The sequence below is a fragment of the Croceitalea marina genome, from assembly GCF_042684265.1.
Lineage (GTDB): Bacteria > Bacteroidota > Bacteroidia > Flavobacteriales > Flavobacteriaceae > Croceitalea > Croceitalea marina.
The window spans coordinates 18,135-32,686 of sequence record NZ_JBHULB010000078.1; the positions used below are offsets into that span (position 1 = coordinate 18,135).

Sequence of the window (14,552 nt, forward strand, 5' to 3'; positions counted from 1 at the left end):
GCAATGACAATTGGCGGAAAATGAATACAACCTAATTACTATTTTGATAAAACAATTAAACCTTACAAGTGGATTGATAAGACAATAGAGCTATTGAATTATAAGTAGCCTGTTGCCAGCAATGTGTATAATTCATTGTTTGCTTATTTCCTACGTGAAAATCACATACAAACAGTTACCTTTATGTTTCACGGGAGCATCTAAGAGATTACCGGTTATTAACTTTGATAGGCCAAATAACCTTAGAAAATGGAAATATGAAGAAAATTATAGTAGTAACATACCTATGTCTATTTTTTACGACCCTTAAAGGACTTGCTCAAGATAAAGCACCCAATAATTCAGAACAAAGTGAACAAAATGAGTTTCTATTGGAAAGCATGATTTCTCTTGCGAAATCTAATTCTTATTATGCTTCAAAAGTTAATTGGGGTGAATTGGAAAGTAAGATGCGATCTATTTCAAAAGAGTCTGACTCCATAGAAAAACTGGGTAAACCAGCCGAGCTGATGTTTAAAGCACTCGGCGATTTTCATGGTATGTTAATGTATGATTATAAAGTTGCGTTCAATCATCGTTCAGAGAATGTTGGCCCACCTAATGATAGTATTTATAGGGCAATAGGCGCCACAAAAATAAACGCACCATATCAGGTGAATGCTGAGATACTTGAGTCTGAGAACATCGCCTACATTGAAATTTTGGCGACTGGCGTAATGCAAGGGGAAGATATTGCCATAGCGAGGGACGCCATTAGAAAATCTATTTGTGATTTAAAGAAGAAAAATCCGAAAGGATGGATTATCGATTTGCGTTGTAATATTGGCGGAAATATGAACCCGATGTTAGCCGGTCTCAGCACACTGATGCCAAATGCAGATTTAGGCGGAGATACCAAAGATGGGAAAAACTTTAAGTCGAGATGGGCTTTTAAAGATGGTAACTTTTATGAAAACGGAATGTCTAATTATAAAGCTGATTTTAGCTGTGGGAGTGAAGAGAAGAACGGCAGAATTGCAGTATTGACTAGCAAGTATACTGCAAGTTCAGGTGAAGTAGTCGTTTCGTGCTTAAAAGGGCAGTCTGGTTTAAAAGTTATAGGAGAGAAAACAAGCGGATTATCGAGTACCAATGGGTGGTTTGTGTTATCCGATAAATGGGTCTTTGCGCCGATGACCGCATATTTCATGAGTAAGGACAAAACGGTTCACAATGATGGAGTTATTCCTGACGTATTGGTATCTGAAGAATTGAACTTAGATAGTCTTAAAAGCGGAAAAGTTATAGACAGCGCTATCCAATGGATTGCCCATGGAAGGTAAGACTTGATTTATACCCGTCTTGGCGAAATCAAGTAGAGCAAACAAGTCAAAAAAACTACCTTAAGCTAACGGAATACGAGCCATTATTTAGTTCTGTTACTCTGCCATTACTAGAAAAGCTTCTGAGTTGTTCTATGCCACCACAACAACCGTCATTTTCGGAAAGTGTGATGTCTATGGATAAATCTGCCGAAGCTTGCCCCCCAAAAGTTAGGGTATAATTATTTTCGCCTAATTGCCATGGAAAATTTTCTAGAATTAAAAGTGGTGTCCCGTCTTGGCTCTCAAAAATATTCGAAGAAATTTCACTGCTATTTTCACCAGTGATAACAAGGTCTTCTAAAGTATAAGTTTCATTTGTAAAAACATTACCGCCATTTTCAAGTATTCTTAGTGCAAGTGATGGAGGACCTGCACACAAAACTGTCGAACAGTCATCGATATCTTCATCACATTGAAAACACAACAGCAATAAAAAGAGAACAGGAAAAAATCTTTTAATCATCATAATTAGTGCTTTAATTTAAAGATATAGTTTTTATGAAAAAGTTGCTTTTTACAATGAACAATAAATTTTAAAAACTTAAAACTGCTTAGCTTAAAGCTAAATCACCATCCACCAGAGGCACCTCCACCGCCGAAGCCGCCGCCACCGAAACCACCACCAAATCCGCCGCTACCAAAACCACCACCCGATGAGCCCGAACGATAGCCGCCACGGCCCATATTGCTGAGAATAATAATATCCAATAAATCACCACCAATACCTCCTCTTCCACCACGATTATTTCCTTTTCCGCCACGACCCTTTCTATTCATGAGAATAAAGAAAATGACCAAAAAGATGATAAATGGTAAAAGGGAGTCTAGAGGAAAATCTTGGTTCGTATTAAAAGTGCGGTCTTCTTTAAATGTTCCGGACAGTACTTGAAATATAGCATCGGCCCCTTTGTCTAGGCCTCGATAGTAACTTCCCGCTTTAAATTCGGGAATAATAACGGATTCTATGATGCGTTTGCTCATGGCATCGGTGAGCAGGCCTTCTACGCCATAACCTGTATTTATTGCAATTCTGCGGTCGTTCTTGGCCAATAAAATTAATATGCCATTATCCTTTTGAGCTTGACCGACTCCCCATTTTTGCCCCCATTGTGCTCCTAGAAAGTTAATGTTTTCACCCTCCGTTGAGTTGATTATGGCAACAACTATCTGCGATGAAGTGCTATCGGCATATCGAATTAACTTCTGCTCCAAGCGAGATTTTTCGGGGGTCGAAAGTAGGTTTACATAGTCGTAAACACTGGTCTGTTTTTTAGGTTTTTCAGGTATGGTGAACTGCCCCCATGCTAAGGCGGTAAAAAATAAAGCCAGTAAAATACTAACCTTTCGAAATTGCATCGCTCAGTTCATTGGTGTCATTATGATTCCATGGAAAATGTGCCTCCAGTTCTTTGCCTGCCTTTAAAACACCTTCAACGATACCTTGTTTAAAATTACCTTCTTTAAAATGTTTTGAGATTATATTTTTGGTATCGTCCCAAAAACCCCTTGGTACCGCTTTGTCGATTCCTTTATCACCGTAAATAACAAACTTTTTATCTACAACGGCGACATAAAGCAATACGCCGTTTTCGTCTTTTGTGTTATCCATTTTTAAAAAATGAAAAACTTGCTGTGCGCGGCTAAAATGGTCGATTTTGGCCGAAGCTTCAATGTGTACACGAATCTCGCCCGAAGTGTTTTTTTCGGCTTCAAGAATGGCGTTTACAATCTCTTGCTCTTCATCTAAGCTTAGAAAAGCTTCAACTTTAGACATACTTAATCAAAATTAAAATCTACATCAGGTGCATCTTCTGCCCCTGGTTTTGAACTGAATAAGGCCATGGCGTCAAATCCTGCGATATTCGCTATAATGTTAGTAGGTATTTTTTCGATTTTGATGTTGTATTCTCCGGCTAGGTCATTAAAACGGTTTCGTTCGACATTGATCCTGTTCTCGGTACCTTCTAACTGCGATTGCAATTCTAAAAAGTTTTGGTTAGACTTTAAATCTGGATACCGTTCCACAGTAACCAAGAGTCTAGACAATGCTGAAGACAAGCCTGATTGTGCTTGCTGAAATGCAGCTAATTTCTCTGGAGTCAAGTTATTGGCATCAATAGTAGTTGAAGTGGCTTTAGAGCGTGCTTCGATAACATCTTTAAGTGTGCCACGTTCAAAATCTGCTGCCCCTTGAACCGTTTTTACCAAATTGCCGATTAAATCACTTCTGCGTTGGTAAGAGCTTTCAACATTTGCCCATTGTTTAGTGGCTTGGCCTTTCATCTCTACCAAATTGTTATTGGTATTTACGTACCACATACCGGCTACCATGAGTAGACCAATAATTATGATTACAGGAATTAGTTTTTTCATTTTCGTAAGTGTTTAGTGTTTATTTAGAGTTGTTCTTTGATCTTTAGAAGCTCTGCACGTATTTTTTGAAGTTTTTCAATGACTTCAAAATTAGATAGGGTTTTGTGTTTTTCTTCTTTTAAATGGATTTTAGCACCTTCTAAAGTAAACCCACGCTCTTTTACCAAATGATAAATAAGCTGAAGGTTTTTAATGTCTTGCGGTGTAAACTTTCTGTTTCCCTTTGCGTTCTTTTTAGGCTTGATGGCATCGAACTCTTTTTCCCAAAAACGAATAAGTGAGGTATTTACTCCAAATGCTTTGGCCACTTCGCCAATACCGTAATATCTTTTTTCGGGGAGTTCTACGTGCATTAATCTAGAGATTGGTTTTCTTGATTAGCGTATTTGAGCATATTCTCGAACTCTATTGGTGATAAACTGCCGTAGTAGAAGTTAATAGGGTTTATTTTTTCTTTGTCTTTCCATACTTCGTAATGAAGATGAGGTGCCTCTGAACGGCCTGTACTGCCGACAAAACCAATTAAATCACCACGTTTAACCTTTTGGCCTTTGCTCACGTTATACTTGCTCATATGCGCATAGAGACTTAAATAGCCATGGCCGTGATCAATACGTATGTGTTTTCCGTAGCCGGATGAATTACTATCGGCCCTTGTAACAACGCCATTGCCAGATGCATAGATAGGTGTTCCACGCGGTGCGGTAAAGTCCATTCCTTTGTGCATCTTTCGGGCCTTTGTAAAAGGGTCCGTCCGCCACCCAAAACCTGATGCCATACGTTTTAAATCTTCATTTCTTACGGGTTGTATGGCAGGTATAGCTTCTAAGAATTTTTCTTTTTCCGCTGCTAGTATGGCAATCTCATCTAAAGACTTTGATTGTATCACCATTTGTTTTTGAATGATGTCCAATCTTTTGGTGGCATCTGTAATAATCTTTGAATTGTTGAACCCTTCTAGGGACTTATAACGATTTATACCACCAAAACCCGCCCTTCGTTGTTCTTCAGGTATGGGGTTGGCCTCAAAATACAATCTATAAATATTGTTGTCGCGGTCTTCAATATTAGCCAAGACCTGCTCCATATTCTCCATTTTTTTGTTCAAAATGTCAAACTGGAGTTCATAGTTTTCTACCTCTCTGGCCAGGGAAAGTTCTCTGGGTGTATTTAAAATATCGGTATTTAAAAGGACCAATAATCCTATAAAACCAAAAAGTGCAGAGCCCAAAAGAAAAAAGAATAGATTACGGTACCTTTTAGATTTTTTAGGTTCAATCTTTCTATAAGAAAGCGTATCGGGATCGTAATAGTATTTTACTTTAGACATGAGTGGATTTTATCCTATTTTTGGTCATTCATTTTTTTGATAACAAACAAATATAAAAATTGTTTTGTTGTATCTGTTAAAATTAATTAAAGCTTAGCTCTTAAGATGACATCGCAAAAGGTTAGAGAACAGTTTTTAAACTTTTTTAAATCGAAAGAACACACTATTGTTCCTTCCGCCCCAATGGTCATGAAAAATGACCCGACATTGTTGTTTACGAATGCGGGCATGAACCAGTTTAAAGAATTCTTTTTAGGGAATACGGTTTCTAAATCAAAACGTATTACCGATACCCAAAAGTGTTTACGTGTAAGTGGAAAGCACAATGACCTTGAAGAAGTTGGTAAAGACACCTACCATCATACGATGTTCGAAATGCTGGGGAACTGGAGTTTTGGCGATTATTTTAAAAAAGAAGCTATTCAATGGGCATGGGAACTTTTAACCGAAGTCTATAAAATTGATAAGGATAGTTTATACGTTTCTGTTTTTGAAGGAAGCAATGATGCCGATAATTTAAAAATGGACCAAGAAGCTTTGGACTTGTGGAGTGCAATAGTGCCCAAAGACCGCATTATCATGGGCAATAAGAAGGATAATTTTTGGGAAATGGGCGATCAAGGTCCTTGCGGTCCATGTTCAGAAATTCATGTGGATATTCGTTCGGCCGAAGAAAAAGCTAAAGTACCCGGTGCCTCTTTGGTCAATCAAGACCATCCGTTGGTTGTAGAAATTTGGAACTTGGTTTTTATGCAATACAACCGCAAGGCCAATGGTGAATTGGAAAATTTGCCGGAAAAGCATGTGGACACCGGTATGGGTTTTGAGCGTTTGTGCATGGTGTTACAAGGCGTACAATCGAACTATGATACCGATGTTTTTACCCCACTTATTAGGGAAATAGAAACGATAACCAATCATAAATACGGCAAAGACGAACAAACGGACATCGCTATACGGGTTATAGCCGACCATATTAGGGCCGTGGCTTTTTCTATTGCCGATGGGCAATTGCCAAGTAATACCGGTGCGGGTTATGTAATACGAAGAATTTTAAGAAGGGCCATCCGTTACGGATTTACGTTTTTAGATACCAAAAAGCCTTTTATGTACCGACTGGTAAAGGTGTTGGGAGAATCTATGGGCAAGGCCTTTCCAGAACTAAAAGAGCAATACCAGTTAATTGAGAATGTGGTCAAGGAGGAAGAGAATTCTTTTTTAAGCACCTTAGAACAAGGTCTGGTTTTATTGGATTCTGTGATAAAATCTTCAAAGGATAAAACAATCAATGGTCACAAGGCCTTTGAATTGTACGATACTTTTGGCTTTCCGATAGACTTGACATCTTTGATTTTAGAGGAAAAAGGATATGATTTAGATGTTGAAGGTTTTGAAAAAGCACTTCAGGCACAAAAAGACCGTTCCAGATCGGCATCAGAGACATCTAAAGAAGATTGGACGATTCTTTTAGAAGACGCTGAGCAAGAATTTATAGGCTATGATAGCCTAGAGGCTAAGGTGAAATTGGTCAAATACCGAAAGGTCAGTAGTAAAAAAGATGGAGATCAATATCAATCGGTATTCAATCTTACGCCATTTTATGCTGAAGGTGGCGGTCAAGTTGGAGATAAGGGTTATTTAGAAGCTTCCAATGGAGATGTCACCTATATCATAGATACCAAAAGAGAGAATAACGAGATTATTCATTTTTCTGAGAACCTTCCAAAAGATATTTCAGGAACTTTTAAGGCAGTCGTAGATGAAAAACAACGTCGAAGAACAGAAAGCAACCATACGGCAACGCACCTGCTTCACCAAGCATTGCGTGAGATTTTAGGCGAGCATGTTGAACAAAAAGGTTCTGCGGTGCACTCAAAATACCTAAGATTTGATTTCTCACACTTTTCCAAAGTGACAACAGAAGAGCTTCGTGAAGTGGAAAATTTTGTAAATGCTCGTATTGAGGGGCACTTGCCTTTTGAAGAAAATAGAAACGTTCCTGTGAAAGAAGCCTTGGCCCAGGGCGCCATGGCCCTATTTGGAGAAAAATATGGTGATACGGTGCGTACAGTTCGATTTGGGCAATCTATAGAACTTTGCGGAGGTACCCATGTGAAGAATACTGGAGATATCTGGCACTTTAAAATCACCTCTGAAGGCGCTGTGGCATCAGGTATTAGAAGAATTGAAGCAATTACCTCAGATGCCGTAAAAGACTTTTATTTTAAGAACAACAGAACGCTTTTTGAGGTTAAGGATTTGTTGAACAATTCACAAGACCCGGTAAAAGCGGTTACCGCTTTACAAGAAGAAAATGCCCAATTAAAGAAACAGGTCGAAGGCTTGTTAAAGGATAAGGCCAAAAACTTAAAATCGGAGTTGTTAAATGAACTTGCCGATTTAAATGAGGTAAAGTTCTTGGCAAAAAAGGTGGATTTAGATGCTGCAAGTATTAAGGACCTGTCCTTTGAAATGGGTCAGAATAAAGAAAATCTTTTTTTGTTATTGGCATCCGAAAAGGACGGCAAAGCCATTCTGTCCTGCTATATTTCTAAAGAATTGGCCTTTGAACGCAATCTTAACGCTGGCACCATTGTTCGTGAGTTAGGCAAGTATATTCAAGGTGGTGGTGGGGGTCAACCTTTCTTTGCGACCGCAGGCGGTAAGAATCCGGCGGGAATTCCGGAAGCATTGGAGAAGGTAGAAGTATATTTAAAGTAAAATTGACATGAAAAAGTTTAGGATATTATTTTTGACGCTTGTGTTCGGTATAGCCTTACTTAACTGCTCATCATCCGATGATGGTTCTGGTGATGGCGAATTTATCAGGGCTAGGGTAGAAACGCTTTCTTTTGAATCTTCTGACAGTGCAAATGGGGCCACAGCTTCGAAAATAGACGGGGGAGAATTCGTAACGTTTATTGTTCAAGGTTTTGATGCCGCAGGAAATAGTATGGTAATCGTAGTACCTGAATACGAAGGCCCTGGAACATACGGCCTAGGAAATAGCAATGGTAGTTTTTCTGGGTCGGGATTGTTTGCAGATTTGTCTTCTGCTTGGAGTTCGACGAACGAAGGGGGTACTGGTTCCATCACTATACTGACCGATAATGAGGAGACAACCGGTAGTTTTGAATTTCTTGGGGTAGATGCCAATGCGGCGAATTCTACGAGAAATGTAACTAGCGGTAGTTTTAGGGTCAGGTTTTAATAATTGCCAAAAACATGAAAAAGGTACTTGCGGGGGTAGTTATTACATTGACTGTTATTCTAGTGTATCGGTCTTGCGCTAATGATGCCAATGATGAGACCATTCTGCAAGAAAACTCCATGCTCATCGAGCAACAAATCAAAAATGTTTCGAAATTGATTGTTACCGAGGGTCATTTTGCTGAGGTCTATACCTATGCAGATTCTAAAGAACTATTCGGGCCCTTATTAACTGCCGATAAAAAAGCATTGGTCGTTGTCAATGCAGATGTTACAATAGCCTATGATTTAAGTAAGATTGATTTTGAAATAGAAAAGGAAACCAAAACGCTTAGAATTAAGAATATCCCGGAGCCTGAAACAAAAATCAGTCCAGACTTTGAGTATTATGATGTAAGCGCAGATTATTTTAACCAGTTTGAGGCATCGGATTACAACAAAATCAAAAGAAATGTCAATGCTTCATTACTAAAAAAAATTGATGCTTCTTCCTTAAAAAGTAATGCTCAAAATAGACTGCTTAGCGAACTTTCTAAGTTGTTGGTGTTGACCAATACTATGGAGTGGACCTTGGTATATAATGATATTCCCGTAGAAGATTTAAGTATTTTTAATCAAACTTTGGTCAATTAATTCCAGTCCGTCATCAATCAAATGACCCACCTTTGGGTTTTCTAATTTCACCGTTTCCAGGTGCTGTAAAATTACTGCAGCGAAATCAGTGTCATTACCAATTTTTGCCAACTCATATAATTCTACAGAAAGCAACCAATCTTTTGGGTAGTGCTCTTTCAATTCTTTGAAGACTTTATTTCTAGAAATAGTAGTGTTGGTGCCTTTTCTAAACTCCCTTATTTGCTGGTAGTATTGTTTTAATTGTAATCGCTCTGGGTCTATTTTCGATTTGTCTTTTCCACCGGGAGTCAACTCATGCGAAACCAAATCAAAGCTATTTAGGTCTGCAGGGCCGTTAAAGGCCGAAACAATCTTTTCACCGACCGTCATATGATAGAGCCCCCATTCAGGAAGAAACAAAATTGTGCCATCATGGGTCACTTTACAATCTTTAAAGGTGATTAAAATGATTTCTCCTCTCAAGTTTCTTGTACCGGTCACAATTTCTCCACTGACGATGACACCACCTTCGAATTCTAAAGAAACCCGTTCTCCTTCATAAATCTTGTAGGCTTTTAAATCGCGAGGGCCCATATCTTCTATAGGAAGATTGATACCCTTCAGTTTTCCGATAGGGCATCCAAAACCATCGGAGTGATGTTTGGTGCTATGGCCCACCAATTCCTTTTCACGGTAAGAAAGGGCGGTTTCCCCTTTTGTTCTTAGATAGATAGGTTTTCCGTCGTGCTCGAGAAATGTATCAAAAATGCCGGATATCTGTATTCCTGTGCTCAGCTCAACGGTTCCTAACGCACGTGAATGCACTAATTTCTTCAATCCTTTGAGTCCTCCGGTGCGCAGCGCCATGGTATTTGCGAAATCTTCCAGCACCTGATTTAAAAATGCAAAATCAGGGGTTACAAAAAGTTGCGGTTGCGGTTTGGTAATATCAAATTCTTTGTAGGTAGCTTCAATGGAATAAGGTAGTTTTTTCACATCATCGGTCATGCACCAAGCACTTTCTCCGATGCTGGAAAGCAATCCTGCACCATATATTTTAGGGTTTTCTACCTTTCCGATGAGTCCGTATTCAACAGTCCACCAGTGAAGATTTCGTATGAGTGCCATTTCACTGGGTGTGCCCATATTCTCTTGAAGGTATTCGATATGTTTTTCCGCCTTTTCAATTTCTTCTAGCGGAGTGCCTTCAGCTTCTTTGATTATTGATAAATGCCGAACCGCCTCATAGAGTTTGTAATCTTTTGCACTTGAAATAGCCTTACACCCAATTTCTCCAAAACGTCTTAGATACTCTGCGTATTCAGGATTTGCAATAATAGGGGCGTGACCGGCACCTTCATGAATAATGTCCGGGGCAGGAGTGTATTCAATATTCTCCAATTGTCGAATATCAGATGCAATAACCAAAACATTGTATGCCTGAAACTCCATAAAAGCGGAAGGAGGAATAAAGCCATCGACGGCAACGGCTGCCCAGCCAATTTCTTTAAGAATACGGTTCATGCCATACATATTCGGAATATGGTCTATGGAGATTCCGGTTTTCTGTAATCCTTCGACATAAGACTTATGGGCCACTCGGCTTAAGTAATCTACATTTTTGCGCATAACATAGCGCCAAACAGCCTGGTCTATGGCAGTATAATCCTCATAGTTCTGGGGTTTTATATACTGCCTTAAATGTTTGGGCAGTTTATCTAAAATGGGATTGCTTTCGTATGTGCTTTCCATGGCCTATTTGGTTAAAAAGAGGGTTAGCATAAATAATAACAAACCAATTTTTACTTCGTGTAAAAAGCGTTTATTTCTAATAAAGATAGGTTTAAAGGATTAATTATATTCATAAAGAAAATGTAAAGGTAAAAATTCCTTTTTTAGAACATATTTTTAGGAATTAGTAGTAATTTTAGAAAAATAATTAACAGAATACAGGAAAAATTGAAGTACGATGTTGGATAAAGTTGATAGAGCTATCTTAAAAATTTTGGAAAAAGACTCAAAAACAGTGGCAAAAGCCATAGCTGAGCAGCTTAACCTTACCAAAACCCCGGTGTATGAAAGAATAAAGAGATTAGAGAATGAAGGATATATCAAAAAATACACAGCGATTATCAGTAAAGAAAAGGTAGAGCAAAGTATTACCGTTTTTAGTTTTGTTTCTCTTGAAGCGCAAAAAGGAAGCCTTATGGATGATTTTCTGCAGAAAGTGTATGAATTCAGCGAAGTGACCGAATGCTTTGTGGTCGGTGGTGAATTTGATTTTTTACTAAAGGTAGTCGTTAAGGATTTGGATGCCTATTATGATTTTGCAAAAACAAAAATTGCCTCCTTAGAAAATATTGGTGCTGTAAAAAGTGCTTTTGTTCTAAACGAAGTAAAGAATACTACTTCGTTTCCTTTATTGTAGTAAAAAGGTAAATAATGAGGCGAAGTCGTTGTATTAATTTGCTTTAAAACACTCAAACTATCTAATACAACTACTTCGCTTCAACTTAACTAAGTCTTAATTCGCAGCTAGCGCTGGCGGATATGCATCAAGAATTTGAGAAACAAATTCTTTAATACGTTCTTCTTTCTTTTCAATATTTGTGGTATTGTTCAATGTGCCGATACCACGCCCTTGCCACACCAATTCTTTGTTTTTGGAATCGATGAGGTCTATGTAAAGTGAACCTTCGGTTCTTGTGCTAACATTGTTGCCGCCCCAGCCAAAACCAGGACCCCAGCCCCAGCCTCCCCAGCCGAAACCGCCCCAACCAAAGCCACCCCAACCCCAGCCACCCCAGCCGAAATTGTTGTTGTACACATCAACTTGTTCACGCTCTTTGGTAAAGATGCTCACTAAAATATCAGGATTTTGAGATTTGGTAAAACCACGAGAAGCCATCTCGGTATCAATAGCCCTTAAGATTCGTTTTTTGTCAAGATCTGAAATCTGGGCCTTGTCGATACCTGTTTTGTAAAACGCATAGGTTTTATACTCTTTAAAGTCAGTTTCACGATCATAATCTGAAGCTACACGCACCGAAACGCATGAACTTAAAAAAACTAGGACCAATAACGGTAAGGCAAGAAATTTAATTTTTTTCATATCAATTTTTTTTAAGTTAAACCAAAATCCACATCCAAATAACCACAAAGACTATGCCGAAAATGCCGGGTTTTTATCTTGAATTGGTTTTTTTGTCATACCCATAGGGGCAATGTCTGCAGCCACTCTCGCAACAATATCCGCGTTTAAGATGAAACTGTTCAGTAAATACTTTGTATCCTTCCGGAGAAAGGTAAAAGTCACCCTCTTCAATGGGTATCAGTTCTTTCATTTTTCACAGCTAAACAAAACGATAAAGTTACATTTTTTGGGCGTAATAAGCAGAATAGGCAAAGTAAGCAATAGGTTATCCACCGATATTGTTAGTAACAACAACGAATATTCTTACAATTGAACGAATTGAACTAATATATTTGAATATCCCTCGTTTCAAAGAAATAGCAAATGGTTTTAGTATTTAAACATTTTTTTCGCAGAAACTACGTAGGCCTTACCCTTTGGCCCTTCATCTTTGTAAAAGAGGATGGTCTTAAAGAAGATGTGGTTTTAATAAATCACGAAAAGATTCACTTAAAACAACAATTGGAACTTTTTATAGTGCCGTTTTACATTTGGTACGTTGGGGAATGGCTTTTTAGAACGGTATTGTACCTAAATACCTACCGCGCTTACCAAAACATCTCTTTTGAACGCGAAGCTTATGCCAATGAAAAGGATTTGGGCTATGCGCAACGCAGAAAACCCTACAGTTTTTTAAACTATATTTTTCGGCCATAACTTTTGAAGGTAGAAAATCAAAAAATTGATTTAGCACTGCTACGTGAAAAAGAAATCACACTTTTCATAAAGCGCGAAGACGCCATTCATCCAATCATTTCCGGAAATAAATACCGTAAGCTTAAGTACAATATTAAAGAGGCCAAGTTATTGGGCAACGATACCCTCTTGACTTTTGGAGGGGCCTATTCCAACCATATTGCGGCCACGGCCTGTGTTGGCAAAGAATACGGATTTAAGACTATTGGTATTATTCGAGGAGAAGAACTTTCGGGTAAATGGGAATCAAATCCAACCTTGGCCTTAGCAAAAGAACAGGGCATGCATTTTCATTTTGTTTCTAGAGAGAACTACCGTGAAAAAGAGGAACCTTATTTTCGTAATGAACTTCAGAAAAATTTTGGAAGCTTTTATACCATCCCTGAAGGTGGCACGAATGATTTGGCCGTAAAAGGATGTGAAGAAATTCTAACCGATAAAGACAAAGGGTTTAATGTAATTTGCAGCTGCGTAGGCACTGGAGGAACTTTGGCCGGCTTGAGCAATAGCGCAGCACAAAATCAGACCATTTTAGGTTTTCCTGCCTTAAAGGGTGATTTTCTAAAAAACGATATTCGTAAATTTGCCAAGAATGAGAATTGGAAATTGATTTCTGACTATCATTTCGGTGGTTATGCCAAGATTAATGCCAATTTAGTGGCCTTTATCAATAATTTTAAGAGGGAAACCAAAATTCAATTAGATCCTATTTATACGGGTAAAATGGTTTATGGACTTTTTGATTTAATTGCTAAGGATTACTTTCAAAAAGGCACGAAAATTTTGCTAATCCATAGTGGGGGCCTACAAGGCATTCATGGCATGAATATGGTATTGAAAAAGAAAAATTTACCGCTATTACAATGATAAAACGTTTAGGATATCTCTTTTTGGCTTTCACTTTGTTGGTTGGGTGCAAGGCAAAAAAGCGAACTACTTCAGGCACTAAAGTCGCCACAACAGAACAAAGCAGAGGAGTTTATAAACCGAATAATGGAATTGAGGGGACTAAATTCAATAAATCAGAATTGTATCCACTACCTGCAGACCCAGGTAAGTTTGTAAAATTTCCTATCGCTTCTACAAGAGAATATATCGAAGAATTTGCCGAGATGGCCCAATATGAGATGCGGGCTTTTGGGATACCTGCAAGTATTACACTTGCGCAAGGTATTTTAGAAAGCGGTTCTGGTAAAGGGGCACTAACCCAAAAAACAAATAACCATTTCGGAATTAAGTGCCATACCGGTTGGCAGGGTGAGTATGATTTTCATGATGATGATGCTAAAGGGGAATGCTTTAGAAAGTACAACCATCCTATGTTTTCGTTTCGAGACCACAGTATTTTTTTGGCTTCACGTTCTCGCTATCGGTTTTTATTCAATTATCGCAGAGACGACTATAAAAAATGGGCCTATGGTTTACGCAAGGCAGGCTACGCTACTGACAAACAATATCCGCAAAAGCTTATTGCACTTATAGATAGGTATGATTTAGATGCCTATGACGAAGAAGTAGTGCGCAATGGCCTTGATGCCGTAAGGCAACCTAAACAATACGAAGTGTTTACCCATGTAGTGGAAAAAGGTGATACGCTCTATGGTATTTCAAGAAAATATACCATTTCAGTAGAAGAGATAAAACAATTGAATAGTCTTACCGATAATAACATTTCAATTGGTCAGGTTATTAATTTAAGAAAGGCGAAAAAGAAATAATAGCATATCACATCATTTGAGATTGATATGTATTTTGAGAAATTAGAATCAAT

17 protein-coding genes are annotated in these 14,552 nt (G+C 38.4%); 8 read left to right on the forward strand and 9 right to left on the reverse strand.

The window, feature by feature from the left end; genetic code table 11:
- Window positions 1-257: 257 nt before the first annotated feature.
- On the forward strand, window positions 258-1,322 hold the full coding sequence (locus tag ACFSQJ_RS15600; protein WP_377767890.1) for a S41 family peptidase: 1,065 nt from the start codon (window positions 258-260) through the stop codon (window positions 1,320-1,322).
- 55 nt (window positions 1,323-1,377) lie between these two features.
- On the opposite strand, the gene ACFSQJ_RS15605 is transcribed toward ACFSQJ_RS15600, so the two are convergent.
- From ACFSQJ_RS15605 to ACFSQJ_RS15630, 6 genes are all read right to left on the reverse strand, one after another.
- Window positions 1,378-1,830 (reverse strand): hypothetical protein, encoded by a 453-nt coding sequence (locus ACFSQJ_RS15605; protein ID WP_377767891.1) that lies wholly within the window; start codon window positions 1,828-1,830, stop codon window positions 1,378-1,380.
- 101 nt (window positions 1,831-1,931) lie between these two features.
- Complete coding sequence (locus ACFSQJ_RS15610) at window positions 1,932-2,720, reverse strand: TPM domain-containing protein (protein ID WP_377767892.1); 789 nt, start codon at window positions 2,718-2,720, stop codon at window positions 1,932-1,934.
- Window positions 2,701-3,138 carry a TPM domain-containing protein gene (locus ACFSQJ_RS15615; RefSeq protein ID WP_377767893.1) on the reverse strand — a complete coding sequence of 146 codons (438 nt, stop codon included), beginning with the start codon at window positions 3,136-3,138 and terminating at the stop codon, window positions 2,701-2,703. The genes ACFSQJ_RS15610 and ACFSQJ_RS15615 overlap by 20 nt, the downstream gene beginning before the upstream one ends.
- 2 nt (window positions 3,139-3,140) lie before the next feature.
- On the reverse strand, window positions 3,141-3,737 hold the full coding sequence (locus tag ACFSQJ_RS15620) for a LemA family protein (protein ID WP_377767894.1): 597 nt from the start codon (window positions 3,735-3,737) through the stop codon (window positions 3,141-3,143).
- Between the two features lie 23 nt (window positions 3,738-3,760).
- The gene (locus ACFSQJ_RS15625) at window positions 3,761-4,090 is read right to left on the reverse strand and encodes a MerR family transcriptional regulator (RefSeq protein ID WP_350290068.1); all 330 of its coding nucleotides are present in this window, start codon (window positions 4,088-4,090) and stop codon (window positions 3,761-3,763) included.
- Window positions 4,090-5,067 carry a M23 family metallopeptidase gene (locus ACFSQJ_RS15630; RefSeq protein WP_377767895.1) on the reverse strand — a complete coding sequence of 326 codons (978 nt, stop codon included), beginning with the start codon at window positions 5,065-5,067 and terminating at the stop codon, window positions 4,090-4,092. Before ACFSQJ_RS15630 ends, ACFSQJ_RS15625 begins: the two co-directional genes overlap by 1 nt.
- A 105-nt stretch (window positions 5,068-5,172) precedes the next feature.
- On the opposite strand from ACFSQJ_RS15630, the gene alaS reads away from it, so the two are divergent.
- Genes alaS through ACFSQJ_RS15645 form a run of 3 tightly spaced genes read left to right on the forward strand, consistent with a single transcriptional unit; the run spans window position 5,173 to window position 8,910 of the window.
- A complete protein-coding gene (gene alaS / locus ACFSQJ_RS15635; RefSeq protein WP_377767896.1) occupies window positions 5,173-7,788 on the forward strand; it encodes an alanine--tRNA ligase in 2,616 nt (871 codons plus the stop codon).
- A gap of 7 nt (window positions 7,789-7,795) precedes the next feature.
- Window positions 7,796-8,278 carry a hypothetical protein gene (locus tag ACFSQJ_RS15640; protein WP_377767897.1) on the forward strand — a complete coding sequence of 161 codons (483 nt, stop codon included), beginning with the start codon at window positions 7,796-7,798 and terminating at the stop codon, window positions 8,276-8,278.
- A gap of 14 nt (window positions 8,279-8,292) precedes the next feature.
- Window positions 8,293-8,910, forward strand: coding sequence for a DUF4230 domain-containing protein (locus ACFSQJ_RS15645; protein ID WP_377767898.1), 618 nt, complete (start codon window positions 8,293-8,295; stop codon window positions 8,908-8,910).
- Here ACFSQJ_RS15645 and ACFSQJ_RS15650 read toward each other — a convergent pair.
- The gene (locus ACFSQJ_RS15650) at window positions 8,878-10,644 is read right to left on the reverse strand and encodes an aromatic amino acid hydroxylase (RefSeq protein WP_377767899.1); all 1,767 of its coding nucleotides are present in this window, start codon (window positions 10,642-10,644) and stop codon (window positions 8,878-8,880) included. The genes ACFSQJ_RS15645 and ACFSQJ_RS15650 overlap by 33 nt on opposite strands.
- A gap of 217 nt (window positions 10,645-10,861) precedes the next feature.
- Between ACFSQJ_RS15650 and ACFSQJ_RS15655 the strand changes: the two genes are divergently transcribed.
- Window positions 10,862-11,320, forward strand: coding sequence for an Lrp/AsnC family transcriptional regulator (locus ACFSQJ_RS15655; protein ID WP_377767900.1), 459 nt, complete (start codon window positions 10,862-10,864; stop codon window positions 11,318-11,320).
- A 96-nt stretch (window positions 11,321-11,416) separates the two neighbouring features.
- On the opposite strand, the gene ACFSQJ_RS15660 is transcribed toward ACFSQJ_RS15655, so the two are convergent.
- Window positions 11,417-12,004, reverse strand: a complete 588-nt coding sequence (locus ACFSQJ_RS15660) for a DUF4136 domain-containing protein (RefSeq protein ID WP_377767901.1) — start codon at window positions 12,002-12,004, stop codon at window positions 11,417-11,419.
- 73 nt (window positions 12,005-12,077) lie between these two features.
- The gene (locus tag ACFSQJ_RS15665; protein WP_377767902.1) at window positions 12,078-12,236 is read right to left on the reverse strand and encodes a DUF5522 domain-containing protein; all 159 of its coding nucleotides are present in this window, start codon (window positions 12,234-12,236) and stop codon (window positions 12,078-12,080) included.
- A gap of 173 nt (window positions 12,237-12,409) precedes the next feature.
- Here ACFSQJ_RS15665 and ACFSQJ_RS15670 point away from each other — a divergent pair, with 173 nt between their 5' ends.
- The 3 genes from ACFSQJ_RS15670 to ACFSQJ_RS15680 are packed head-to-tail and all read left to right on the forward strand — an operon-like array spanning window position 12,410 to window position 14,499.
- Entirely contained in the window at window positions 12,410-12,742 is a 333-nt protein-coding gene (locus ACFSQJ_RS15670) for a hypothetical protein (RefSeq protein ID WP_377767903.1), read from the forward strand.
- Between the two features lie 3 nt (window positions 12,743-12,745).
- Window positions 12,746-13,648, forward strand: a complete 903-nt coding sequence (locus ACFSQJ_RS15675) for a 1-aminocyclopropane-1-carboxylate deaminase/D-cysteine desulfhydrase (protein ID WP_377767904.1) — start codon at window positions 12,746-12,748, stop codon at window positions 13,646-13,648.
- Entirely contained in the window at window positions 13,645-14,499 is an 855-nt protein-coding gene (locus tag ACFSQJ_RS15680) for a glucosaminidase domain-containing protein (RefSeq protein ID WP_377767905.1), read from the forward strand. Before ACFSQJ_RS15675 ends, ACFSQJ_RS15680 begins: the two co-directional genes overlap by 4 nt.
- Window positions 14,500-14,552: the final 53 nt, after the last annotated feature.

Bases quoted from the DNA above. Each gene is read 5' to 3' on its own strand.
- ACFSQJ_RS15620 (WP_377767894.1), bottom strand. From the start codon at position 3,737: ATGAAAAAACTAATTCCTGTAATCATAATTATTGGTCTACTCATGGTA.
- ACFSQJ_RS15625 (WP_350290068.1), bottom strand. From the start codon at position 4,090: ATGCACGTAGAACTCCCCGAAAAAAGATATTACGGTATTGGCGAAGTG.
- ACFSQJ_RS15605 (WP_377767891.1), bottom strand. From the start codon at position 1,830: ATGATGATTAAAAGATTTTTTCCTGTTCTCTTTTTATTGCTGTTGTGT.
- ACFSQJ_RS15660 (WP_377767901.1), bottom strand. From the start codon at position 12,004: ATGAAAAAAATTAAATTTCTTGCCTTACCGTTATTGGTCCTAGTTTTT.
- ACFSQJ_RS15610 (WP_377767892.1), bottom strand. From the start codon at position 2,720: ATGCAATTTCGAAAGGTTAGTATTTTACTGGCTTTATTTTTTACCGCC.
- ACFSQJ_RS15655 (WP_377767900.1), top strand. From the start codon at position 10,862: ATGTTGGATAAAGTTGATAGAGCTATCTTAAAAATTTTGGAAAAAGAC.
- ACFSQJ_RS15615 (WP_377767893.1), bottom strand. From the start codon at position 3,138: ATGTCTAAAGTTGAAGCTTTTCTAAGCTTAGATGAAGAGCAAGAGATT.
- ACFSQJ_RS15670 (WP_377767903.1), top strand. From the start codon at position 12,410: ATGGTTTTAGTATTTAAACATTTTTTTCGCAGAAACTACGTAGGCCTT.
- ACFSQJ_RS15600 (WP_377767890.1), top strand. From the start codon at position 258: ATGAAGAAAATTATAGTAGTAACATACCTATGTCTATTTTTTACGACC.
- ACFSQJ_RS15665 (WP_377767902.1), bottom strand. From the start codon at position 12,236: ATGAAAGAACTGATACCCATTGAAGAGGGTGACTTTTACCTTTCTCCG.
- ACFSQJ_RS15680 (WP_377767905.1), top strand. From the start codon at position 13,645: ATGATAAAACGTTTAGGATATCTCTTTTTGGCTTTCACTTTGTTGGTT.
- alaS (WP_377767896.1), top strand. From the start codon at position 5,173: ATGACATCGCAAAAGGTTAGAGAACAGTTTTTAAACTTTTTTAAATCG.
- ACFSQJ_RS15650 (WP_377767899.1), bottom strand. From the start codon at position 10,644: ATGGAAAGCACATACGAAAGCAATCCCATTTTAGATAAACTGCCCAAA.
- ACFSQJ_RS15645 (WP_377767898.1), top strand. From the start codon at position 8,293: ATGAAAAAGGTACTTGCGGGGGTAGTTATTACATTGACTGTTATTCTA.
- ACFSQJ_RS15630 (WP_377767895.1), bottom strand. From the start codon at position 5,067: ATGTCTAAAGTAAAATACTATTACGATCCCGATACGCTTTCTTATAGA.
- ACFSQJ_RS15640 (WP_377767897.1), top strand. From the start codon at position 7,796: ATGAAAAAGTTTAGGATATTATTTTTGACGCTTGTGTTCGGTATAGCC.